Here is a 23814-nt window from a genome sequence, read left to right on the forward strand (position 1 = left end):
GCCCGAGGCTTCCGGCGCGCCGATTTTGTACTAGGCTCGCCCGCGTGTTTCGCTTCGTGAACCGAGCGTGTTTCATCGCTGCTGCCGTCGCCGTCTGTGGCTGTGGCGCTTCCACCGTGCCCGACCCGAAAGATGCCGTACGTGCATACGCGCAGGCAGCCGCGCGTGGGGACGCCGACGCCATCTACGGCATGCTCAGCGAGAAGGGACGTCGGAGTTTGTCGCGGCAAGAAGTCACGCGCATCGTCATCGACGAAAAGGCTGAGCTCACCGATCAAGCCAAGGCGCTCGAAAGCCCCGCCACCGTGATCAAAGCTCGCGCGCGTGTGCGTTTTGCCGACGGCGAAGACGCGACGCTCGAGCTCGAACGAGAAGGCTTCCGCATCTCTTCGGCCGATGCGTTGCCCGTCGGCGCGCGCACGCCTGCGCAAGCTCTCGCCGCGCTTCGCCGCGTGCTCGCGAGGCGCAGCTACGCTGGGCTCATGCGCGTGCTTTCACCATCGACCCGCAGCGCCGTCGAGAACGACCTGCGATCGCTCGTGACGGGTCTCGAGAACCCTGAAGGGTTGGAGGTCGAGCTGTCCGGGGATCGAGCCACCGTGCAGGTTCCGGGTGGGCACGAAGTCAAGCTGCGGCGCGAAGCAGGCGTGTGGCACGTCGAGGATTTCGACTGATGCCTTCGCGTATTTCGTCATGGTTTGTCCTGGCCATCGCGGTCGTCTTGTTGGCGCTCGTCCCGCGTTCGTCACGCGCGTTCGGCGAAGAAGGCGCCTTCAATCCGCGCATTTTGCTCTCGGGAACGGCGCGCTGGGAAGGCGCGCGTACGACGGGTCCGTCGCGCTGGTCCGAAGAGCTCGTGCGCCGGACGAGCGCTCCGGCGCGGCTGATTCCCACGACGGTGCGCGCCGATGCGCCTGCGCTGCTTGCCGAGCCGTTCGTCGTGTGGGCCGGCGAAACCGACATTCCGCCGCTCACGTCGCGCGAGGTCGCGGGGCTCAAGCGCTTCATCGCGCTCGGTGGCGTCATGTTCGTCGACGACTTCGCCCCCGAGGTCGGTGCGTTCGGCAAGGCTGCGAAACGCGAGCTTACGCGCGTTCTGCCCGACGGTGCTCCAGTGCCCGTTGGACCTGAAAACGTTTTGTTCCGTTCGTTCTATCTCTTGCGTCGGCCCGTCGGTCGCGTGGAAGCGTCCCCGAAGCTCGAAGTCATCATGCGAGGGGGCCAGCCCCAGGTCATTTTCTCGTCGCATGATTTGCTCGGTGCGCTTGCGCGATCGCCCAATGGAACGCATCCCTTCGCGGTGATTCCGGGAGGCGAGCCAGGGCGTGAGCAAGCGATGCGTCTTGCGGTGAACATCGCCATGTACGTGCTCTGCTCGAACTACAAGGACGACCAAGTGCACGCGCCGTTTCTCATGCGGCGCAGGGCTTCGGAGGCTCGGTGACGACGAGCTTTGCGGCGTCCGGTGACCTTTCGAGCACGTACCAAATCGCGGCCAGCGCGCTCGTGCTGCTCAGCTTGATCCTGCTCGCCATCGAATTGCGGCGGTCGCGTGCATCACGCCTGTCCGTGTTCATCTCCGGCGTGTTTGCGGCGCTCGCGCTCTTGTGTGCGGTGCTCCGGCCCGTTGCGATCCAAGGCAAAGGCAGCTTCGTAGGCCCGCGTGTCGTGGTCCTCGTCGACGGTTCGCGGTCGATCGATCTGCCGATTGCACCAGGTAAAACCCGTCGAGACGAAGCCATTCGTGCGCTGGGCGAGCTCGAGAAGCGCGGCGGCGAAGTCCGGTTTTCGTCGCTCACGTTCGGCAAAGGCTCACCGCAGCCGCTTGGCGCTGCAAGCAGTGGTCCAGCGGAATCTGCGCCGCCGATCGAGGGTCGGTTTGGCCCGGCACTCCGTTCGGCTAGGCCCATGTCGCAATCGGATCTCGCCAGCGCCATCGAAGCGGTGTCTCGAGCGGCCGACGAGCGCCCTGCGGCGATCGTGATCTTGTCCGATGGGCGCTTGGATCGGCCGAGCGATGTTCAACCAGGAGAAACCATCAAAGCGTCGCTCGGGACGCTCGACGTACCTCTGCACACCGTGGCGCTTGCGACGGAAGCTCCGCAGGATGCGAGCGTGCGGCTCGTGCGAGCGGCCGGTGCGGCGGTTGCGCATCAGCCGCTATCGCTGCGCGTGGAGATTGGCTGTGCGGGCAAGATGGATTGCACGTCGGTGCCGGTTTCATTGCGCGAGCTGCGTGAAGCGGGTGAGCCGACGGCGCTTGCGTCGGGCCGCGCGAATGCGAGCAGTGGTGCGGCGACGCTCGAATTCGAGGTGACGCTGGATCGAGCGGGCGTGCGCATCATCGAAGTTGCGATTCAGGCGCCAGCGGGTGACGCGGTGCCCGACAACGACACGCGTTATGTGGCGATTGACGTTGCGCGTGATCGCGTGCGCGTGCTGCATGTCGCGGGGCGACCCACGTACGACGTGCGCGCATTGCGGATGTGGCTGAAGTCCGACGCGTCCGTGGATGTGGTGGCATTTTTCATTTTGCGCGAAATGGTCGCGGACGACGTCGTCGCGCCTCCGGACGAGCTGGCGCTCATTCCGTTTCCGGTCGACGAGCTATTCAATCAGCATTTGCCGAGCTTCGATGCGGTCGTCTTGCAGGATTTCAATGCCGACCCGTATGGTTTGTCCAAGCATTTGAAGTCGCTTGCGCGGTATGTCGACAAGGGCGGGGGGCTCATCATGGTGGGCGGCCCCGAAGCGTTTGTTCCGGGCAATTACGCCAGCACGCCGCTCGCATCGGTATTGCCCGTGGCGCTCGATGGGGCGCCCAAAGCGGAGGGCGTGGACATGGCGTCGTTCGTTCCGCGATTGACCGATGCGGGCCGGGTGGCTCCGGTGCTCGGGCCATTGCACGAGCTCATTGGGGAGGAGTGGCCTGAAATGGCGGGGGCGAACGTCGTGGGAGATGCGCGCAGTGGAACGACCGTGCTGCTCGAGCATCCGACGCGGCGAACGCCGAGCGGCGCGGCGATGCCGATATTGGCGCTCGGTGAATACGGCAGTGGTCGCACGATATCGCTTGCGGTGGATGGGTCGCATCGATTGCTCTTCAGCAGTTTTGCGGAGAATTCGGCGGGCCGCGCGCATGGAGCGTTTTGGGATGGTTTGCTCGGCTGGCTGATGCGTGACCCTCGATTCGAGCCTGCCGTCGTCGAGCTTCCCGATGGATGTTTGGTGGGAGAAGAAACGACGTTATCGCTTCGGCCATTGCCGGGACAAAAGGGCGACGCGAAAATCATCATTCGCAAATTGGGCAGTCCTGACATTGTGCGCACGTTGTCCGCGCCGCTAGATGGTCAGGGTTTGCCGGTGGAGATGAAGGCCGGGAAGCTCGAAGCGGGTGGGTATTCGGCGACGGTCGAGATTACGCCGCGGGATGAAGCGGGCGGCGAGCCGGATGAAGCGCGGCGCGGGCCGACGACGCGGCGGGACTTTGCGTGCGAGCGCGGTGGAGACGAATGGGCGGACACGCGTCCGGATCCGGAGCGGTTGCAATTGATGGCGGCGGCGACGGGGGGGCGAGCGGTCACCGTGGATGAGATTGGCAGCGTGCCATTGCCTTCGGCGACGCAGATTGCGATAGAAAGGCGGGTATCGCCGATCATGCCGCCGTGGGGATGGACGCTCGCTGCGGCGCTCTTTTGCGGCGCGCATTGGGTGATAAGGCGGCGAGGCGGGCTTTCGTAGGGGTTGGGCGGTTTGCCTCGAGCGCTCTCAGGAATCGGTTCCAGTACGGCGCGTCGTGGCTCGGGAGCGCCCGACTGGCAGCGGTGATCGACGAGGACTGCGAACGTCTGATTGCGACACGGCGACGACGGTGCGAGGTTTTTCGGATGAGTGGGCGGGTGTCTTGCTTGCCAAACTCGTCCGTGGCGCTTTGACGAGTGCCGGTCCGGTCAGCTCTTCTAGCCGCGTGGGGTCATTATCGAGCAAACGCAGAAGGTTGCTCATTGGTACACTGATTGGGACTTTACCCGATTCATACTCGTGGAATGCACGGTGCTCTCCGCCGAGCAGCTCCGATGCTCGCTTTTGGCTCAAACGAAGCTTTTTCCGCACGTGAGCGATTTCCTCGGGGGCCAGTATTATCGGATTTGCAGACGCTTCAATCACCATTGCAGCGAGTCGCTCCGACATTGGCGATCGTCTGCGAGCTCGACGTGAACGCGCCAATGTTTCACCTGCGGTCGCGGCACGTCTCTCCAATTCGTCGACCTCTGCCTTGAACGCGAGATACGCCTTTTCTGACGCTAATAGTGGTTTTCCGGTCAGAATACCTTCTCCACAATTGTTGCACCAAAAACCGAGCGTTTTGATCGTGCGTTCATGCCCCCTGTATTCGATGAGATCGTCCCGCCGCTCGTAGACCATGACCGACCCACACACCGGGCACGATTGCGTTTGGGCTTGGCGTTTCATCGCTTATTTCTCCTTGAGCGAGATCAAAAGGTAACCTCGGCTGTCGGTCGTGAATTTGACATACAACTCGGTCTTGCCATGGGCGACGTGATAAACATCTTGCCAAATACTCGAATTCAAGTCACTCGTCATGGACTTGTAAAAGTTTTTCGCCGAGAGACTTTGTACGATCGCAACTACCTGATCAAGGTTGATGCCCAGCGATCGGGCGCAGTTCCGGGCGGTTTTCGTGATGTTCAGCTTCTCTGGAGTGCAAAACACGGCTTTGATGGCCTCCAGGGAGTGGTGAGGCTTTCTCTTCTCCACCCGAGGACCCTATTGCGTCTCGAACGTCCACGTCAAGAACTTCGACACGCTGCTCGAAAGCAATTCAGTATACCAAAAAGCGCCAGGGCATGCCTCGACCCCAAACACCTCACCTCCGAACGCTCCATCCATCGTCCCAGCGTCACGGGCGCGCGGTCCCGCCAACCGTTCAGCGTTTCCCATGCGTCTCGACACGTCGTCCGAGTGCTCCAAGATCGCTTTCCGCCACCTCGAAAGTGTCGACCGAACGTTCCGACAATCGTTCTCACCTCCTCGAACCTACCATTGGCTCGGCTCAATGGTCGTCTCGACACCTCGAGACCGTTCTCCCATCGATCCGACATCACTTTTCACCTGCCCAAAACGCCAATCCCGACCGCCGGACGCCTCATCTCGGCGCCTCGATGACCTTGAGCATTCACGGCGAACATGCATCGAACGAGTCTATGTAAATCATCGTACGACATGCTCGACCCGGACGCTCCATTTTTAGCTTGCGGCCAAACAAAACTCGTCATAGGGGAGTGTCATGGCCAACGCAACAGCTTCTGAATTGTCACGATCGGCAAAGCTCGACGTCGGCAAGGCGCTATTGGCGCGCCTTGTCGCTCGTGCAAACAAGGGTCCGAACGAGGATCTGCTCGATTCGTTCATTCCACAGCTCGAAGATACAACGGTGCGACTCGGCGTGCATGTCGAGGGAAAGGCAAAAGCGGATGCCGCACGCAAGGCGCGGCTCTTGCGCGTTGAAATGGCCGATTGCGATGTCGATACGTGGCTTCGGCACCATGAGGCATTCATTGGCATCGAAGCGCGGCGGCGCATGGGGCCCAACGTCGAGGCAGCAGGTGCGCTGTATGATGCGGCTTTTCCGGAGGGCGTATCGTATGTAGATGCATACATCCCCGACGAAAATGCGTTATGCCGAGGGGCCATTGCGGTGATTCGGTCACCCGAACACGCGGCGACGGTCACGGCCATTGGATTACCGGCAGAATGGACGACGAAATGGGAAGCGGCGCTCGCCGAGAGTGACGTGGCTTTTGCGGACGTGCGCGAAGCACGCGAATCGCGAGCGGCGCATGTGGAAGAAGGGCGCGATGCCGAGGACGACTTCGTCGAGATTGCGGTGCGTTTGCGGCGCTATCTGGATGCGCGTGCGCCGCGTTCGGACAAGGCGAAGATGGCCGAGAGCCGTGAATTGATTCAGCCGCTGCAGGATGCTTTGAATAAATTGGCCATGGAGAAAGCATCGCGCGCCACGCGGCGCAAGAAAAATGCCGAAGAGGTCCCGTGAGATCGCGCCGTACTTCGCTATGGCGCACCGTGCTTTGATGCTATGAGGGGGATCGGGCACGAGCGAAACGACGGGGCGCATGAGGCTCGCGTCGGCGCTGCCATCCAGACCAGAGCACTTCCATAAAATCAGGAAACCGGTATCTTGAACCCTATATGCTTCGGCGAAAGGGTTCAACATGCAAACGATATGGCTGTTCTTGCGCGGCTTCATTCTTTGGTGTGCAGCTCGTCGCACGACCCTGGGCTTGTTGATTCTCGGTATCTTTTTGGCAATATCGACGCCCGCGTGTGCGTCGACGTTGCCACGAGAACGGCCCGTCAATACCTGTGATACGAGCGGCGGTAAGTCTGGCCAGCCGTATTGTCTGCCTCCACCGGGGTTCTTTTGCGAACGCAATCAAGCGCCACCTGCAACCCCTCGGAACGGACGTGGGCACAAGGCCTATTTGGGGCAGTTTGAGCTATTCCCCTCGAAACAGGGTTTGGGCATCAATCAACCGACATGCCCGCAGAATGCGACGCGCTTGTTGCAAGACCAGGAATGGAAAATTGCGCACCGCATTGCCAAGGATTTCGGGCACCGCGTCGGATTCGTGTTGGCGACGTGCGAGAGGATCACCGAGGAGCTTGCGCGTCAGCCGGTGAATGCCCTTGCGGGCTGGAATGATATCGATCCCGACACGCTCGAAGCGGAGTTTTTGAGATGCGCCAAGGACCTCGACAAACTCGAGGCGCCTCCGGTGTACGACGATCCGTGGCTTGCGGGAGCGGCGTGGCGCGGATTCAACACGGGTTATGGCGAGGGGGCCGACGAGGTTTGGCATCGCGTGATGATGATCGAGTTTGCTATCGCCATTGTGGAATCGGCGATCATGGCAGGCCTACCGCTCATCGAAGTTGCGGTGACGCGGGGAATTCGGATTTCGTTGATCGGTCTGCGCCGAATGCCCATTTTCCTTCCAGGCGCCGTGGGTGGGCTTGGTGCAGGGGTTTTTCTCAAGACTGCGCCGCGTGCGGCCGTGAAAGCAGTCGTGACGGGTTCCGCGCGGGCGCTCGGGCGCAACATGAAACTGGCGCACATGGCCAGGTTGCCTGGCGAGTTTGCCCATCACATCGTTGCGCACGGTGCCGAGAAGGCGAAGGAGGCGCTTGCGATTCTGCAAAAGTTTGGTATTGGTGTTGACGATGCGGTCAATGGGGTGTATCTGCCCGGTCATTCCAAATCGCCAAACCCGCTCGGAAAGGCGGTGCACTCGAAGGTGCATACGGACGCATATTATATGGCGGTGGAGAACCTGCTAGGGAACGCGAAAACAAAAGGCGAAGCGATTCAGGCACTTCGGTTCATCGCAGGCCAGCTCGAGAGAGGAATCATGCCGTGACTGCAATCTACCATGCACTGCGCCCCGACGGGTATGAGATCGTCAACACGGTTGGTGGCTACGAGGATGGCGATGCGCTTCGTGCTCTCGGCGGTTCATCACGGAAGCATGATTGGAAGCCGATCCTCGTAGAACGCGTTCGTGGAACACGACGACGCGGCTTCAAACCGTCGGACCTTACATGTTCACCTACGGCCTTCGTCCTGCGTCGCTCGGCGGTGGATGCGCTGCAAGACATCATCGATGCGCATGGCGAAGTTCTCCCACTTGCGACGAGCGATGGCGTCGAACTGTTCGTGTTCAACCCGCGATTCGTCATCGATGCATTCGACAGGGAGCGATCGATCTTCGAGCAGGTACCAGAAACGAATATCCTCTGGATCCGCAAATATGTCTTCATCGAGACTGCGATCCGCGGCATCGACATCTTTCGGATGCCAATTCCCGGCGCGCACAGCCTCTTCTTCAGCGACCGATTCGTCGAGCGCGTGAAAGCGGCCAAGCTGAAGGGCACCGACTTCATCAAGCTGTGGTCGTCTGACGAGTCTGCGCAATCGGGCGCATAGATTCCCTCCGTCAACAGCGCCACTCGAGTCGCATGCAAGGCGACCACCTATGGATACATCTCGGTCCGGCGCATCATTCGCTCGATCTCAGATGCGTGGTGCGACGACGTCGGGCGTGTCGAGCTTGCGCGCGAAGGCCGCTATGTCTGGCGCTATCGATGACCGCTTGACGCGGGGGCCATTTTGGCAGAGAAGCCGAAGCCATCATGCTCGGTCTTGGATTTCGCACCCGTCAAACCCTGTGGACAAACCTCGCATCGGCAGCCGGAACTGGCTCGTTGTGCGTCGCTATGACGATGCTTTCCGCAGGATGCGACTCCAAGTCGTTGCCACCTGCACCCACCACGGCGACGTCGTCCGCCGTTGCGCAAGCGTCGCCCTCCGCGTCTGCCAGCGCCGCCACGGTTGTCGCGACTGCGCCTGCAAAAACGGCCGAGGCTGCTCCAAGCGCCGAAAACCAACCTGCCGCAGCGACCGTGAGCGACGAGATGCCGTCGCTCGAGGAATTCGGTCCGGCCAAGGAAATTCGCGTCTCCGGCTCGAGCGCGCTCGGATGCGAAACGAAGCTCGTCAAGGGCTGGTTGCGCGTCATTTGTAATGAGACGAAACAAGGCGGAAAGCCCGTTGCGCTGACGGTGAAGACGGGTGACGTACCGGGTAAAACCAAAGTGACCGTGCGCGAGGGCGAGGTGTTGCAGCTTTATACGCCCATCGCCGACGGCACTCGATTGGAGGCCGAGCTCGAATGGTCCGACGGCAAGTCCACGCTGACCATCGACAGGGCGAGCGGCACGCGCGACGAGGACGTGAGCGGTAGTTTCAGCGGGTCGAGGTCGCATCCTCTTCCGAAGGAGGTCGAGGCCAATGGAAAGCCGGCCGTCGTCAATGGTGCGGTCGAGCTTGGTTGCAACGTATTCACGTTGAACGATTGGATCATGGTTCAATGCGGGACGCAGAGCGCGCTGGCGGGCAAACCGAAAGGTATCGAGGTCGTTCGCGGCAAAAAAGAGGGTTCCACGAAGATCTGGGTGACCAATGGAGCCATCATGACGCTGCTGACGCCATTTGCGGCAGGCAGCGAAATCGAGGCGACGTTCGAGTGGACGACGATTGGAAAGAAAACCTTGAATTTGTCGTGGCCAGCAGGTGCAGCCTTGCCCACGCGGGTCGGTGGATTCGACGGTTTCGCGGACATTCCGGGGCGCGAGGAATTTGCCAATGCGGAAATGGTGAACATCGAGCGCGGACTTGCGAACAATTGCACGAGCAAGATGACGCGCGGCTGGATGCGTATCGCGTGCAGCGCGACCAATTCGAGCGGCGGCAAGCCGAAGAAAATCGAGCTCGTCAAGGGCGCAAAGCCCGAAGACGCGCGCATCGAAACACCGGACGGAGCGATGAACCTGACGGTGAAAGTCGGCGCCGGCACGGACCTCGAAGCGCTGTTCACTTGGAGCGACAAGTCGCACAAGCTCATCGTTCAGTGGCCCGAGGGCGAATCGCGTCCGGCGGTACTGGGTCGATTCGAAGACGCGAAATAAGGCGGCACGCAGCACCGACGCTGCTACGAGGTGCCGGGCGAGGTTGGTATTCGCTGCGCCAGAAACGCCTGAACTTCCACGCTGCCCATGCGGCGAATTCATGGTAAGCTTTGCCCGGCGCGCATGAAAATCCCCTACGGTCAAGCCGATTTCGCCACGATCCGCCGGCAAGGTTACTTCTACGCCGACAAGACTCGGTTTCTCGCAGACCTCGAAAGTGCGGAGTCCGGCTACCGGTACCTCGTTTTTCTCCGCCCACGGCGGTTTGGCAAGTCCACACTCGTCAGTATGATGTCTCGCTACTACGACATCGACGGGGCAAACCAATTCGACGATCTCTTTGGTGGCCTTTGGGTTCACGAACACCCCACGGACGAACGCAACAAGTACCTGGTGCTCACCTTCGACTTTTCCGCCGTCGAGACGACCGGGGATATCGACGATATTCGGGATAGCTTCGTGGAGACGGTGAGAAGCTGCGTGCGGCGGTTTCTCGTGAAATACCGCGGGCAAGTGCCCGACTTCGCGCGTCTCGAAGAAAATCTCGAAAGCTACGGCGACGCATCGGGCATCATGAATGCGCTCTTGACGTCCATTGGTGGCAACCATCCCAAACTCTACATCCTCATCGACGAATACGATCACTTTGCCAATCGGCTGCTCTCGGAGGGGCTCGAGAATGTTTATGGCTCGATCGTAACCAAGACCGGCTTCGTGCGTACCTTCTATGCAGCGCTGAAAACGGGCACGACGTTCGGTACGGTCGCTCGGCTTTTTTTGACTGGCGTCACGCCGCTCATGCTGGACGACATGTCGAGCGGGTTCAATGTGACGAAGAACGTATCGATGAGCCGTCGTTTCAATGAACTTGCTGGTTTTACTCGAATGGACGTCGAACGCGCACTGGACGAATTCGTCGCGGGGCGTCCGCACCTTGCGGGTCAGCTCGTCAATCGTGACAAACTTCTTGAAACGCTCGAGGTGAATTACGACGGCTACCGGTTTTCTCCCGACGCGACAGCGCGAATCTTCAATTCGGACATGGTGCTCTATTTCTTGGCCGAGCTGGACGACAAACTGCGCTTACCGGATGACCTGCTCGATCGGAACGTGCGTACGGCATACGAGCACCTGCAGCGAATTGGTGTCTTGGGAGGTGTTGCGGCGCGGGAGCGGCGCGAGCTACTCGAAACGATCCTGAACGAGCCGTCGATTCAGAGCGACATCGTGGATCGATTCGGCGTGAAGAGTTTGTCGTCACCGGCATCGTTCATTTCGCTCCTCTATTACATGGGAATGTTGACGCTTCGCGACGTACCTCGGGTTGGTGTGTTCTACGATCTGGAGATACCGAACCGGGTGATCCGAACACTGCAATGGGAGCACCTTGGTCATACACTGAAAGAACAGGAAAATCTACAGATCGATACGCGTCAAATCGAATTTGCGCTCGGTGCCCTTTCGATCCGAGGGGACATTGCGCCGCTCTTGCAGGTATTTCACGAACAGGTCCTTCAGCACTTCAGCATCAAGGACACGCAAAAGCTCGGAGAAAAGACGATCAAGCTGTTGCTGATGATGTTCGTGTCGCTGGGGAAAGTGTTTTATGCGTTGAGTGAAAAGGAGTTTTCGCAAGGGTATTGTGATTTGTTCCTCGCGGCGGCGAAGAACGTCCCCGGTTTGAATTATTCGTGGCTGCTCGAATTGAAATATGTCAAGGCGAATGCGAAAGAAGCGCAAATCGATGCGGCATTCGCCGACGCCGCGGCGCAGGTCGAGCGGTATTCGAAAGACCCGACGCTCCTGCCGCTGCTCGTGGGGGATTATCAATTGAAATGCGGCATGCTCGTGTTCGTCGGGACGAACAAGATCCTGTTTCGCTCATGGCCCGACGATGTACCGGAAAAACGGGTCGAGATGGTTGGAAGACGGGGAAAAAAAGCGGCTGCGAAGAAGAAGACCGCGGGGGCGAAGAAGGACTCGCGCGCACGCACACGGAAGCGGGGGTGACGACGTTTTCAGGCGCTCACGGAATCGCGACATCCACCGGGATCACGACGTGTGCGCCCAGCTCTTCGAGCGGCCGGTTCGGCATGATGTATTCCGCCACTCCCGTATTGCCCTGTCCATCCAGCGTATACCCCTGGCCGCCGTAGTATTCTTTGCAGTAAATCACGTGATAGAGAAATGCACGTGCGGCGTCCGCGGTGTCGGGCGCATTGACGTAGCGCTCGAGCGTCATGAATCGCGGATCGCCACTCCCAAGCTCGTCCACGTCGAGGAACCGATAACCTTGCCGGCGCTCGATTTCGACGAGACTCGCAGGCGTCATCGCGACGAGGGCCGCGCGGTGGCCAGCGATTTTCGTGCCAATCTCGGGGTACGCCTCCTGCACGAGGTCGAGCAAGTTGTCCCAGGTGCCGAGTTTACATTTGCTTTCGGGGAAGACGACGAGATCGAACTTCAGCCCGGCTTCGACCTTCCTCCTTGTGTACGCCGCATCCCAGCCCAGCACCGATGTGACAATCTGATAGCCGGTCAGGCCAATGATGCGGTGGCAGACGCGGTGATCGCCGAGGAAAACAAGGCGCCGGCAGGGATCGTCGCTGAGCCGCACCGGATCGCCATCCCTGCGGCGGCAGAGGCGTCCCTGGATACCGGGAATGGGCTGCGCCGGCTTCTGTCCAGTCGTAAACGCCCTCGCGTAATCGGCGAGCTGCTCCCTGAGGTCATGCGTCGTCATCGTCTCGTGCCCCAATGCATATGCTCTTTGCCGCGCGTGCGAGCCACTTCATTGATGGGCGATTGCGACTCTACTGCGCCAAAAGCCATTCGATCGCCTTTTTTCGATCGTCGAACAATCGCGTTGGTTTCGCCGCTTTGTTGATGCCGATGAAAAAGTTGGCAATCACGCGCGTCAATGGGCTGTTCACCAACAGGGCCGCAGCCGTATATGTGGCAATGTGGTTCGGATCTTTCGCGAAATAATCGCGACATTCTTTCGTTTGCGACTTCATGTTCGTGAAATCGACGAGCAACGGTCGTGCAACATTGTTCGTCAATCGACGCATCGATTCGGTGGACGCACGCGCATGTTCGAGGGTGAGCTCGGCTCGCGGATCGAAGTCTGCGACGATAATGCCGTGAGCGTCGTCGTGCCAAACTCTAATGGGTCCACTCCGAAGTATGTTTTTCCCGTCATCCCCACTCATGGCTTTCCTCCCTCGCGCGCACCTCGCTCGTGGACGTGCCGTCCAGTCATCGAGAATGCAAGCTTCAATCCGTCATGAAGCGTCCCCCGAATGGCAATCGAGCTCAGGTCCACTTCGAGCGTCGCCATTTTTCGAGCATTCGCGGGGCCAAGCCCCGTCAAGATACATTTCGCACCGAGCAATTGAAGGGCCGCAAAAGCATTGAGCAAATGGTTTGCCGTCGTCGTATCCACTTCGGCAACACCCGTGACGTCGATGATCACCACGTCGGTGGCATATCGCTCCACTCGATTCAAAAGCTCCGCGCTGAGATTCTGAGCTCGTGTGGCGTCGAGCATCCCGATCAATGGCAATACCACAATCCCTTTCCACACGAGAAGCGATGGCGTGGAAAGTGACATGATCGTCCGATGCTGAACCGCCATTGCCTCCATGTTTTCCTCGAGCGCTCGGACGAGTCGAGCATTGTCCTCGAACTTGGACGCCATTTCCTCCGCCAACATATTGACGCCCGCCATGAGCGCGTCCATCTCGTCGCCGCGCCCAGACACGTTCGCACGAGCGCTGAAATCACCGGCCGCAAGTTGCATCACCACGTCCAAAACCTGGCCAAGGGACGAGGAGCGCTCGTCATCATTGCCACCGCTCACGCCAACCACCTTTCCCGCCCAGATCCCACTTCAGCGCCGCTGCGCCAAACGAGCATACGCGGCCTGGTCGCTATGCACAATCCAAATATTCAGAGTGGACATAGGAGCGAAGGTCGGGTCGCGTCAGCGCCTGGATCGGGATCCGTGCCGAACTGGTTGAAAGCGACACGCATGTGATGTACGGTCGGACGAACTCCGCCCAAGACGCCCATATGTGAGGGCGATACCCGCGCATGCGGCATCGTCGCCCATACGGGACCGATGTCACCGGCGCAGCGTAGGAACGTGATGACCAAGCCCAATTCGATGCGTTTTGCCAACTTTGCCGGCACATTTCAATTCATGGTGCGCGATGACGCAGACCTTGCGAAAATCGACGCACTCGATCCGGCGCGCTGGGCCGCGACGAGCGCTCCGTTGGCCGATTTCCAGTGTGACCCCGCGTTCGCCACGGCGCTCGACCCCGACGGCACTGGCCGCGTTCGCGTTTCGCAACTGATCGGCGCGCGTGACTGGCTCTTTGCCCGCCTTTCCACGCGCACAGGTCTCGCCGCGAAGAGCGACGCGCTGACGCTCAGCCACGTGGATACGTCGAGCGAAGCTGGGGCGAAGCTTCGCGCTGCGGCCAAGCGCGTGATCAAGGCGCGGAAGCTCGAGAACACCGCGAAGCTGCCGCTCACCGAGCTTCGGGCATACCGCGAGGCCGTCATGAAGACGCTCGAAAACGGCGATGGCATCGTCCCGCCCGAGGTGGTGCCGGAAGCAGAAGTGGCGCAGTGTATCAAGGATATTGTTGCCACGACCGGCGGAAGCAAGGACGGCAGCGGTTCCGACGGCGTCGGGCAGGCCGACTTGGACAAGTTCGTCGCGCGCGCAAACGTGTGGCTCGAGTGGAAGGCGAAGCGGGCGAGCGTCGTGCCGTGGGGCGACGAGACCGAGGCTGCAGCGGCGATGATTGCGTCGCTGGATGGCAAAATCGAGGAATTTTTCTGGCATTGCGATTTGCTACGACAACAGGGCACCGAAGCGCTGCACCTGAAAGAGGACGAGCTGCGTGCGCTCAGCGCGAAGGACGCCGCGGCGATTGAGAAGTACATGGCCGAATCACCGCTGGCCACGCCTGTCGGGACCGGAATTCTCGCGTTCGGCGACGGCGGGCAGATAAACCCCGTCTATCGCGCGTCATTGGAAGCGCTTCGCGCGGGGGTTTTGTCGAAGACCATCGGGCCTGCGTCGCGGGAGCTGACGCGCGCGGCGTGGCGTGAGACCAAGGCCATTTTCGCTGGATTCATGCAATGGCAAAAGGACAAGCCGGCGGAGCCCTTCGACGCGATTGGTGAGGACAAGCTGAAGGCTCTTCTCGCTGGCCCGATTCCGGCACGCATTGTCCATTTCATCAATGTCGACAAGGCGGTCGCGGACAACATCGCGCAGTTGGCCGAGCTCGACAAGCTCATCGTCATGCAGCGATGGCTCATCGAAATGGTCAACAATTTCGTCAATTTCTCATCCGTGTACCACCCCGAAGCGACGGCGCTCGTCGAAATGGGATCGCTCGTCATCGATGGTCGACGGCTGGATTTCTGCCTGAAGGTTGCAAATACGGACGCCCATAAGAAGCTGGCGGAAGAGAGCCTCATTTACCTCGTTTACGCAAGCATCACGGACAAAGAAGGGGCGGCGCCCGCTTATACCGTCGTTGCGCCCGTCACGGCGGGCGGGCGTGGGCGGCTGCGCGTGGGCAAGCGGGGCATTTTCATCGATATCAAGGGCAAAGAGTGGGACGCTCAAATCACGCACATCGCCGAAAACCCCATTTCGGTCGTCGAGGCGATGTTTGCGCCGTTCCGCAAGCTCTCGCAAATGGTGTCGAAGAAAATCGAGGATTGGATTGGCTCGGCGCAGGCTGACCAGGAAAAAGCGATGACGGCGAGCGCCGACAAAGCGGTGGTGGATGCCCAAAAGGGCGCCGAAAAAGCCGCGAAAGACGTGGCGGCAGCAAAGGCTCCGCCGCCCGCAGCAGCTCCACCGCCCGCAGCAGCTCCGGCCCCGGGCGCTCCGAAGGCGGAAGCAAAGGGTCTTGACGTCAACTCGTTGATCCTCGGCGGCGGCATTGCCGTTGCCGGTATTTCCTCAGCGCTCGGGGCTATCTTTGGCTTGTTCACGAGCCTTGCGGGCATTCTCGCCATTGCCGGGATCATTGGTGTCGTTCTCGGTCTGTCCGCGCTGATTGGCTGGTTGAAGCTGCGCAAGCGCGACATGAGCCTTATCTTCGAGGCCAGTGGTTGGGCAATGAACATCACGATGACCATCAACCGCGGCGTCGCTCGGCTTTTCACGTTCACGCCCCACCTGCCAGCAGGCGCGGTGCTGGACCGCATCGACACATTGGAGACGGCGGAGGATCGCGCCGAGCGAAGGCGTCAACGCGTGCGTCTCGTCTTGGTGAATGCGGTCGCGCTGATTGCGATTTACTGGTACGTCGGCGCGAAGTTCCCGCATCCGGCGGGCCTTGCGCCGTACCTCCACGCGTGGCCCGTCCAAGAAGCCGCTGTCCCGCCGTCGGCCAACACGAACGCGCAGCCGTAGTCACTGCTACGGGATATCGAGTCCGCCTCACGCCTCACCCCCCCAACCCCCTCTCCAACTCCGCTTCGCTGCGTGGAGAGGGGGAGCCGGAAGCACCCAAGGCTGCGAAGTTCGCACGTCCAACTGCGGAATTCGCACTGCGGGCGCCGCACTTGCAGCGATGAATCCCGTGAAATTCGCATGATTCAATTTGGCACCGTCGTTGCCATGGCCATCGAGCGAACGCTTTCGACTCGCTAGTCAAAGGGAGAATCCCATGCGAACGACGACCTTGTGCTTCCTGTCCGGTCTTGCCCTCGTTGCGGCCTGCACGGGTGCGCCTGATGACAACAACGCGGCATCGACGACGAGCCCTCACGAAGAGCTCCCTGTCGCATCACCGCTCGAATTGCCGGAGACTCCCTACGATTACGCCAATCCGCAACTGCCGCCGTCGCTCACGAACCCGAATGCGCAGGCGCACGACAATACGCCCGCGGGCAATCCGGTCACGAACGATGGTGCAACGCTTGGCCGGGTTCTTTTCTACGATAAGGCGCTCTCCGCCAATGACACGATTGCATGTGCTTCCTGTCATCAGCAGGCGCATGCATTCACGGATCCGAACCAATTCAGCAAAGGATTCGACGGGGGGCTCACCGGCCGCAACAGCATGAGCCTCATGAATGCGCGGTTTTACCTCAATGGGCGTTTCTTCTGGGATGAACGCGCAGAGACGCTCGAAGACCAGGTGCTCATGCCGATCCAGAACGAGGTCGAAATGGGCTTGACGCTGGAAGAGCTCGTCGAACGCGTCAAGTCCAAGGAATATTATCCCGAGCTATTCGAAAAGGCGTTTGGTGATTCGGAAGTGACGTCGGATCGCATCTCGCGCGCTCTGGCGCAATTCGTGCGATCGATTGTTTCGTATCGTTCGCGTTATGACGAAGGTTTGGCGCAGGCGGGTAATCCGGGGGCTCCGTTTCCGAACTTCACGGAACAGGAGAACCAAGGCAAGGCGCTGTTTTTGGGTCCGGCAGCAGGTTGCGGCCGTTGTCACCTCGACGCCGGACCGCCTCCGCTCCCGCCCGGGCCGCCGCCGAACCAGGCCATCTTTTACATCGATCTTGCCGTCAACAATGGTGTCGATCAGGGCGCGCCGACGGACGACAAGGGCGTCGGTGAGATTACGGGAAATCCGCAGGATGATGGCAAGTTCAAGTCACCGTCGTTGCGAAATGTCGCAATGACGGCGCCGTACATGCATGATGGTCGCTTCGAGACGCTCGACGACGTCGTGGAGCATTACAATTCGGGCGTGAAAATGCATCCGAACCTCGATCCGCGCCTTTTGGATCCCAATTCGATGCCTCCGGCGCCGCGCAAGCTGAACCTGACGGCCGAGCAGAAAGCGGCGCTCGTTGCATTCATGAAGACGCTAACGGACGCCGAGGTCCTCGCGGACCCGAAGTATTCCGATCCGTTCGTTCCTTGAGCGGGGCGCCTCGATCGCAAATCGCGCGCGTGCCGGGCCGTTTCCAGATAATGGCGGCGCACCCGGAGCAATACAATCACAGAAAAAGGCTCATTTCGGCCCAAAGCTTCCCCGTGACCCGCCCCCGCGCTGATACGTTCCTACGGCAGGCTCCCGCTGCCCGCTTGTTGGCCGCATGAAGTGTTTGGGGAGATCAACGATATGCAAGGACAAGACCGTGGCATCGGCACGATCCGACGTGCCCTGGCGGGGACTCTATCCATGGCTATCCTGGCTTTTCCGGCTATGGCCGGAGCCAGTGGCGCTCAATCTGCGGCCCGGGTTTCGACGCCGGCCCAAATTTCCACGCAGGTTCGGCAGACGGGCACTGGCGCGCTCTCGACGACGCAAGTCAAGTCGCTCGAGGGCAACCCGCGCGCGCTTGGAGGATTCGTCTTTCAGCCGCCGACGATGTTGGAGGGCCCATTCATCACGAGCCATATTCGCACGGAAACCGCCATGGGGGCCGTGCGACAACGCGCCGTAAAGCCGGATGTCCAGATTCCAGGTGCGCCCACCAGCTATGACTTGCGCGTCGGCGCTTTGCAGCAGCGCACGAGCGTGGGTGTCGCGTTGTCGCCAAACCTGAGCCTCGGCCTCGACGGCGGCGTCACCAGCTACGGCGGCATGAACAGTCCGAGCGCCCTCCAGGCAGGGAGCGGGGTCGCGTTCGACGCGCGCCCGGGGATCAAAGTCGGCCTCGTCAATGACCAGGACGACGGGATCGCCGTCGCCCTGCGCGCCTACGGAATGGCTGCGCAGGTCATGGGCTCGCGTCCAGCCGGCATCATCGAAGCCAGGGCGCAACGGGGGGTCACGCAGCAAGCTGTGAACGCCGTCGAAGCAGGGCGCGTCGAGATGAGTTTGGTTGGCGGAGGCGTGTCACTCAGCGCGGCCAAGAACATCGGCCGGCACGCGGGTGTGCAGGTGGAAATCGGCGGCGAGGGCTCGCGCGTCACGGGAGGCAATGCCATCCAGGGTCGCATCGATTCGCAGCCGCGCACGCTTTATGCAGGTACGGCCGCTTCGATCGATCTTTCACCGATTGTGCCGGTGGGGGCGATGGTCGAATACCGCATGGACCGAAGCGTGGTTCCGGTCGCCGCGAGCTCGAAAGCGGACGTCACGGCGGGTGATACGGGCCAATCGAATATGCATCGCGTGTCGGCTGGGCTTTATTACACGGCCCGGAGCAACCTCGTGCTGGGCGTCGCGGGCACCTACGGCCTCGCACGCGGCAACATGCCCAGCGCGCCGGCCACACCCAAACCGGCGCGGATCGCGGGCGGTCGGTTGACCGTGGGGTACTACTTCTAGGAAAGGACTCGATTGATAGTGGTGCCGTAGCGGTAACGTTCACGGCACCGTCACACGTTCCAATGCAATGTCACGACGTCCTGCTGAGCCTCGCGAACGTGACAGCAAGTGCTGTTCTCCGGAGTCGATTCGTCAAAATGCGATTCAACAAGCAAGTGCAAAAAGTCAAAGGATGGCTCGATCCCAAAGTCAACGATGCCATCGTCGAAAAACACCGCACGCCCTTGACCACATGGTCGAATGCCGCCGCGGCGTCCATCGAGCAAACTGTCAGCGCAGCGATGGTTCGAGGCGCTGCACGCATCGCGCGCAACGTTCTTGGCCCCTCTCGTCGGCCCCTGTTACCGTCCTTCCGGCTTTCAACCACAAGGTGCCCGCGATGTTTTCAGCTCGAAGTGTCACAGTCAAAATGCCGTTCGACGATGTCGAAGACGAGATCACGTTCAGCGTCCCCGGCCGGTGAAGGTGTTTCTGTCTGGACCGTGACGGTCAATGCGCCGGCCGTCGTTCCGGTCGATGCATTACACCGCAACGAGTCACGTTTTCGGGGAACCAGTACAAACCGAAGTGGTTGAGAAAAAAGGGCACGGACTAGAATGAGCGTATCGGAACAAATCAACGCATATATTACCAGCCAGCCAACGGCAAAACGCAGCGACATGCAGGAGCTGCACCGCACGATTCTGGCAGTAAAACCCGGCTGTAAATTGTGGTTTCTCGACGGTAGAAACGATGAAGGCAAGGTCGTTTCCAATCCCAATATCGGATATGGGTTTTACACCATGAAATATGCCGACGGGACCGCGAGAGAGTTTTATCAAATCAGGCTTGAGCGCGAACAAAACGGGGATCTCTGTTTACATCATGGGTATCGCAGATAAAAATTCCTGGCCGAGGCGTATGGTAAAGACATCGGCAAGGCGACCGTGACCGGGTATTGCATCAGGTTCAAAACGCTAAAAGATATAAACATTGAAACACTAGAAGCGGCGATACGATACGGGTTCACGACAACATCTTCGACGACGAACGCAACAGCGACGTAAGACCGGAACGCATCAGATAGAAGAGAATGATCAATCGTGCGGATAATGTAGACTCGCCAAGAAATGCAATCATCATCCCTGAAAAAGTATCGGCCGCACCTAGAGGCAGTACTGGGAGCTATTTCGGCTGAAGACGATGTCAGTATACGAGCGATCTTGGATGAAGTTGACGAAATCTTAATTGGCGTCGCCCGTTATTTCGGTTACGAACGTGCTGGATGGGGAGGAACCGGATTGGATCTAACTTGGATGGAATCCGGACAGATGGCTATTCGTAGTCATGTTGGCACCTGCTTGCAAACAGGCTGCGTCGATTTCCGTCTCGAGCTCCGACCGTCTTGGTATTTTGGTGAAAGATCGTCGGCGCTGTCTTGGTTCGTTGAAGCTTCCGTCGCTGCCGATTGCTCACACACTGACGACCATTCGCACATGCATACCGTTCACGAAGTTTCGGTTCATGCAACCTCGGCTGTCGACGCATCGACGGCCCTTCGTTCTGCGGCTCAGGAGCTAAAACGACTTGCAACTGATTTTCCTATTGAGCACTGGCTGAGCCTAGCATCTGATGAGAATGGCGAGACGCTCACATCGGCGTAGCGTATTCCCATACTCGAACACATCTCACCAAATCGCGGATTGATTCATTTGGCTGTGCCGACCTCCGTCGTGCGTGCGCCGGTTCTGCGAAGCCTTTCTCGCCTCGATCAAAAAATCGCGCAACGTTCTTGGCCCTCTCGTCGTCCCCTGTTACGGTCCTTCCGGCTTTCAACCACAAGGTACCCGCGATGTCCTCAGCTCGAAGTGTCACCGTCAAGATGCCATTCGACGATGTCGAAGACGAAGTCACGTTCACGCGCGGCACGATAAAGGCCGACCCCGATGCCGCCGACTTGCTGTACTTGACCGACGAATGGCTCGCCCTCGTCGATGCGGCTCGTGCCAAGGATCGCCAGGCACGCATCGCCGAAACCGATGCCACGGCCGCGCGCGTCGTCAGCAATTTTCACCTCGATCGCTCCTGCACCAGATTCGGAGACGACCTGTATCTGGCGGTCGACAAAAATCGAGAATCGCCCCGCTGGACGCAATTTTTCTCGATTGCCGTCAGTCGATTCGTCAAAATGCGATTCGACAAGCAAGTGCAAAAAGTCAAAGGATGGCTCGATCCCAAAGTCAACGATGACATCGTCGAGAAACACCGCACGCCCTTGACCACGTGGTCGAATGCCGCCGCGGCGTCCATCGAGCAAACGACGAGCGCTGCCATGGTTCGAGGCGCTGCGCGCATCGCGCGCGAGCAGTTGGCCGAAGACCTCACCCGCGAGCGTGACGGGCTTTACGATGCCTTGTCGGCTCGAGCGCGTGAAAGGGGCCTGCCGCGTGATTGGCCCAAACAATTCTTCCGCGTGAGCACGCGTAAAGCAGCCGACGGCGGAGACGACGACGGCGAAAACGCCGAATCGTCCGGCACGGGCACCTGACTGCTCGAAAGAATACGCCACGCAGCTCGTGAGAAAGCCGTTTGCAACGGTTGCAAAGGGCTGTCTGCATGTGCGACACCCGTTTGCAAGCGTTGCAAGCGCCTGTCGGACATGCGCGAGACGCTTTCTCGCACGATGCAAACGCAATTCTGATCGTCCGCGAGCTGCTTGGAAGCGTTGCAAACGCCAGGCGCACGTCGGAAAGGCGTTTGCACACGTGGAAAAGCATGCGCAATTACAACAGAACGCCGTTTGCAAGCTTTGCAAAGGGCTGTCGGACATGCAGCGAGCGGATTTCCAGGCGCGCGTATAAGCCCCACGACGCTCGCCCGATGCTCCGCCAGGGTGCGTATGCGCTCACGGTTCGCGCTACTTTGGCTGGTACACGAATGTCGACTGGTGGAATTGCCGTAGGGGCACGCCGGATGCGGCCAATGCCTTCGCGCCCGCGGTAAATCGGGCGTTGCGATCGAATGCAGACCGGCCATCCTCCCACAAGAGCGTTGCTCCGGCGGTTGTCAACTTTTTCAGCTCGCGGTTGATTTTTTTCCACATCGGATTGGCGTCCATTGTCGTGAGTCGCGCTTGCTCGAGGCCACGTGGTGCCACGTGATAAATTTGGAGGCACAGAGCACCAGGGTGCTCATCCAAGATGTCCAAGTTGCTGCTCGCTGAAGGCTTTACGGGCCCTTCGGTAAAGATAACCTCCCACACATCGGGACGAGCGAGAACCTGACGGAAGTTCTCCAGCGTGACAGGCGACGTGCTCGAAGGAGGAAATGCGCACGCGGTCGCGACGATGGGGTATTCTGTCATCCACTTGCCGACGAGCTCGATGAGTTCTTCGGGGGTAGCATGGAAGTCCGTTGCGAACGTTGTCATGGGTTCACCTGTCGTAGGGGACGAAATCGGTGGGAGTATCACTGTGTTTATTGAGGTCGTCGAGTGCGTCGACTTCGCGTCTGATGGGCGTGCCATCGGCGTTGGTCTTTCCAACGTTGCGACCTCGCCTTGCTCCATCGGGCGTCTTGTAAATGATATCGGGGCGGCGTCCTGATTTTTTCCCTCCAACCGTTGGGACCAGCTGCTCACGCTGTTGTCTACCACCAGCTATGATCTCGTTCCCTTCCGCCTTCAACTTCGCCGCCTCCTTCCTCACCGCCGCGTTGTGTGGCGCTTCTGGATCCGTCTTCGGGCCTCGCATCGCACCCTTTGCCACCGGTTTCGTCTGCGCGCCAGCAGGCGGCGGCTTCGTCCGCGTCGTCGTGGTCGTGCCATTGCTGCTCTTCTTGACCGTAACGACCGTTCGCCCTGACGCATCCTTGACCCGCGTCGTCGTCGTGGTCGCGGACGGCGCTTGCGTGGCCGGTTTCGCCTTCGGTTGCAGCTTGACCTGCGACGGCGGAGGCTCGGCTTCCGGTGGCGCGCCTTCGCGGAACAACTGCCCCGCATTGCGCACGCCATTGGCGAGCGTTGCGCAGCCATTGACGGCAATGGCAAACGATTCGGCGATGACCGGCACGCCCACGACGGCCCCGCCGCCCGTGCTGGTCATGCCCGCCCCAGCGCTCATGCCTGCACAACCGAGCGCGATTTGACCGACGCCAGCGCCTATCTCGCCACATGCGCGCCCGACGCGCGCCCAATACGTGCCATTGGGAAGCAGTCGCAATTGGATCCCGACTTCGACAGTCGTCGAACCGAGTGGCACCACACCAGCCACTGCACCCGCAGCCAATCCCCCGCTAAATTGCGCCACTGGGTGTTCGACCGTCGGTGTCGTGGTCTCTTCGACGACTGGCTTTTGCACGACGAGCGGCGGCAGGGGCAATATCTGGCGTGCTTGCGGACCTGCCGGTGCTTGCTCTGGGCTCGATGGTTTCTCGACAGCCCATTTTCAAGACCGCAATGACCAGCTTGTACCCAGGGCAGCAGTTGATCCTTATGGGTTTGCCCTACGTATCGTGGATCCGGCCGCGTATTTGCCGAACACGATTGCGCCAAGATCGCCGCGAGCGTTGCACGCATTCGGCAGGCATGGCCAAGCGCGCCTTTCCGCTTCGACCTCCGCTGGGCTGGGCAAACCACCTCGATCGGCGCACGAAAGACCGACCGATCGCGGTAACGTCGACGCGCTGCTTCGCGGCGCATCCGCGCTGACTTCGTGGATGGAATCGGCGACCTTGACAAACGCTTCGAGGCGCTCGCGGTCCTGGTCGCCCATCAACGTATTCGTGGCAATCTGGTATGCCAAAAACCGCGTGTCCGGAGGCAGTGCTTTGGGCGCAGCGCAAATGCGACCGGCATACGCGGCTGGGTTCAATGCATGGAGCGATTCGAGCGTCATCGGTCCCGCACAACCGAGCAGCGATGCGACGAAGAGAAAAGGGCAGATGAAATAGTAAAACGGGCGAAAAGCGAGCCTCATACGAGGATGGC

22 protein-coding genes and 1 pseudogene are annotated in these 23814 nt (G+C 60.1%); 14 read left to right on the forward strand and 9 right to left on the reverse strand.

Going from position 1 to position 23814, the window contains the following annotated elements; genetic code table 11:
- The first annotated feature begins 44 nt into the window (after nucleotides 1-44).
- Genes IPM54_05450 through IPM54_05460 form a run of 3 tightly spaced genes read left to right on the forward strand, consistent with a single transcriptional unit; the run spans nucleotide 45 to nucleotide 3741 of the window.
- Complete coding sequence (locus IPM54_05450; protein ID MBK9259264.1) at nucleotides 45-674, forward strand: hypothetical protein; 630 nt, start codon at nucleotides 45-47, stop codon at nucleotides 672-674.
- Nucleotides 674-1444 carry a DUF4159 domain-containing protein gene (locus IPM54_05455; protein MBK9259265.1) on the forward strand — a complete coding sequence of 257 codons (771 nt, stop codon included), beginning with the start codon at nucleotides 674-676 and terminating at the stop codon, nucleotides 1442-1444. Before IPM54_05450 ends, IPM54_05455 begins: the two co-directional genes overlap by 1 nt.
- Nucleotides 1441-3741 (forward strand): hypothetical protein, encoded by a 2301-nt coding sequence (locus IPM54_05460; GenBank protein ID MBK9259266.1) that lies wholly within the window; start codon nucleotides 1441-1443, stop codon nucleotides 3739-3741. The genes IPM54_05455 and IPM54_05460 overlap by 4 nt, the downstream gene beginning before the upstream one ends.
- Before the next feature lie 27 nt (nucleotides 3742-3768).
- Here IPM54_05460 and IPM54_05465 read toward each other — a convergent pair whose 3' ends face one another.
- From IPM54_05465 to IPM54_05475, 3 genes are read right to left on the reverse strand one after another with little or no spacing between them, the layout of a single operon-like run.
- Nucleotides 3769-4473 carry a type II toxin-antitoxin system MqsA family antitoxin gene (locus IPM54_05465; protein ID MBK9259267.1) on the reverse strand — a complete coding sequence of 235 codons (705 nt, stop codon included), beginning with the start codon at nucleotides 4471-4473 and terminating at the stop codon, nucleotides 3769-3771.
- 3 nt (nucleotides 4474-4476) lie between these two features.
- Complete coding sequence (locus IPM54_05470) at nucleotides 4477-4779, reverse strand: type II toxin-antitoxin system MqsR family toxin (GenBank protein ID MBK9259268.1); 303 nt, start codon at nucleotides 4777-4779, stop codon at nucleotides 4477-4479.
- Nucleotides 4780-4788: 9 nt separating this feature from the next.
- On the reverse strand, nucleotides 4789-4962 hold the full coding sequence (locus IPM54_05475) for a hypothetical protein (GenBank protein ID MBK9259269.1): 174 nt from the start codon (nucleotides 4960-4962) through the stop codon (nucleotides 4789-4791).
- Nucleotides 4963-5308: 346 nt separating this feature from the next.
- Between IPM54_05475 and IPM54_05480 the strand changes: the two genes are divergently transcribed.
- The 5 genes from IPM54_05480 (at nucleotide 5309) to IPM54_05500 (ending at nucleotide 11577) form a co-directional block, all read left to right on the forward strand.
- On the forward strand, nucleotides 5309-6076 hold the full coding sequence (locus tag IPM54_05480; GenBank protein MBK9259270.1) for a hypothetical protein: 768 nt from the start codon (nucleotides 5309-5311) through the stop codon (nucleotides 6074-6076).
- Nucleotides 6077-6254: 178 nt separating this feature from the next.
- Nucleotides 6255-7460 carry an AHH domain-containing protein gene (locus IPM54_05485; protein ID MBK9259271.1) on the forward strand — a complete coding sequence of 402 codons (1206 nt, stop codon included), beginning with the start codon at nucleotides 6255-6257 and terminating at the stop codon, nucleotides 7458-7460.
- Complete coding sequence (locus tag IPM54_05490; GenBank protein MBK9259272.1) at nucleotides 7457-8026, forward strand: hypothetical protein; 570 nt, start codon at nucleotides 7457-7459, stop codon at nucleotides 8024-8026. Before IPM54_05485 ends, IPM54_05490 begins: the two co-directional genes overlap by 4 nt.
- 206 nt (nucleotides 8027-8232) lie before the next feature.
- Complete coding sequence (locus IPM54_05495) at nucleotides 8233-9567, forward strand: hypothetical protein (GenBank protein MBK9259273.1); 1335 nt, start codon at nucleotides 8233-8235, stop codon at nucleotides 9565-9567.
- Between the two features lie 123 nt (nucleotides 9568-9690).
- Complete coding sequence (locus IPM54_05500; protein ID MBK9259274.1) at nucleotides 9691-11577, forward strand: AAA family ATPase; 1887 nt, start codon at nucleotides 9691-9693, stop codon at nucleotides 11575-11577.
- A gap of 16 nt (nucleotides 11578-11593) precedes the next feature.
- Here the strand turns inward: IPM54_05500 and IPM54_05505 are convergent, their stop codons facing one another.
- The 3 genes from IPM54_05505 to IPM54_05515 all read right to left on the reverse strand — a co-directional run bounded on the left by IPM54_05505 (nucleotide 11594) and on the right by IPM54_05515 (nucleotide 13429).
- A complete protein-coding gene (locus IPM54_05505; protein MBK9259275.1) occupies nucleotides 11594-12310 on the reverse strand; it encodes a hypothetical protein in 717 nt (238 codons plus the stop codon).
- Nucleotides 12311-12380: 70 nt separating this feature from the next.
- Complete coding sequence (locus tag IPM54_05510) at nucleotides 12381-12779, reverse strand: STAS/SEC14 domain-containing protein (GenBank protein MBK9259276.1); 399 nt, start codon at nucleotides 12777-12779, stop codon at nucleotides 12381-12383.
- Nucleotides 12776-13429: an STAS domain-containing protein gene (locus tag IPM54_05515; GenBank protein MBK9259277.1), complete on the reverse strand. Its 654-nt coding sequence runs from the start codon at nucleotides 13427-13429 to the stop codon at nucleotides 12776-12778. The genes IPM54_05510 and IPM54_05515 overlap by 4 nt, the downstream gene beginning before the upstream one ends.
- A gap of 288 nt (nucleotides 13430-13717) precedes the next feature.
- Between IPM54_05515 and IPM54_05520 the strand changes: the two genes are divergently transcribed.
- The 6 genes and pseudogenes from IPM54_05520 to IPM54_05545 all read left to right on the forward strand — a co-directional run bounded on the left by IPM54_05520 (nucleotide 13718) and on the right by IPM54_05545 (nucleotide 21375).
- Complete coding sequence (locus tag IPM54_05520) at nucleotides 13718-16018, forward strand: hypothetical protein (GenBank protein ID MBK9259278.1); 2301 nt, start codon at nucleotides 13718-13720, stop codon at nucleotides 16016-16018.
- Between the two features lie 256 nt (nucleotides 16019-16274).
- Entirely contained in the window at nucleotides 16275-17492 is a 1218-nt protein-coding gene (locus IPM54_05525; protein MBK9259279.1) for a cytochrome-c peroxidase, read from the forward strand.
- Nucleotides 17493-17753: 261 nt separating this feature from the next.
- A complete protein-coding gene (locus IPM54_05530) occupies nucleotides 17754-18848 on the forward strand; it encodes a hypothetical protein (protein MBK9259280.1) in 1095 nt (364 codons plus the stop codon).
- A 596-nt stretch (nucleotides 18849-19444) separates the two neighbouring features.
- Nucleotides 19445-19894, forward strand: a pseudogene (locus IPM54_05535) (DUF1801 domain-containing protein).
- A 63-nt stretch (nucleotides 19895-19957) separates the two neighbouring features.
- Nucleotides 19958-20491 carry a hypothetical protein gene (locus IPM54_05540; protein ID MBK9259281.1) on the forward strand — a complete coding sequence of 178 codons (534 nt, stop codon included), beginning with the start codon at nucleotides 19958-19960 and terminating at the stop codon, nucleotides 20489-20491.
- 188 nt (nucleotides 20492-20679) lie between these two features.
- Entirely contained in the window at nucleotides 20680-21375 is a 696-nt protein-coding gene (locus IPM54_05545) for a hypothetical protein (protein ID MBK9259282.1), read from the forward strand.
- A 369-nt stretch (nucleotides 21376-21744) separates the two neighbouring features.
- Here IPM54_05545 and IPM54_05550 read toward each other — a convergent pair whose 3' ends face one another.
- From IPM54_05550 to IPM54_05560, 3 genes are all read right to left on the reverse strand, one after another.
- Nucleotides 21745-22257 carry a hypothetical protein gene (locus IPM54_05550; GenBank protein MBK9259283.1) on the reverse strand — a complete coding sequence of 171 codons (513 nt, stop codon included), beginning with the start codon at nucleotides 22255-22257 and terminating at the stop codon, nucleotides 21745-21747.
- Between the two features lie 4 nt (nucleotides 22258-22261).
- Nucleotides 22262-23185 carry a hypothetical protein gene (locus tag IPM54_05555; GenBank protein MBK9259284.1) on the reverse strand — a complete coding sequence of 308 codons (924 nt, stop codon included), beginning with the start codon at nucleotides 23183-23185 and terminating at the stop codon, nucleotides 22262-22264.
- Nucleotides 23186-23317: 132 nt separating this feature from the next.
- Nucleotides 23318-23803: a hypothetical protein gene (locus tag IPM54_05560; GenBank protein MBK9259285.1), complete on the reverse strand. Its 486-nt coding sequence runs from the start codon at nucleotides 23801-23803 to the stop codon at nucleotides 23318-23320.
- Between the last annotated feature and the right edge of the window lie 11 nt (nucleotides 23804-23814).

The sequence above is a fragment of the Polyangiaceae bacterium genome (assembly GCA_016715885.1).
GTDB lineage: Bacteria > Myxococcota_A > Polyangia > Polyangiales > Polyangiaceae > Polyangium.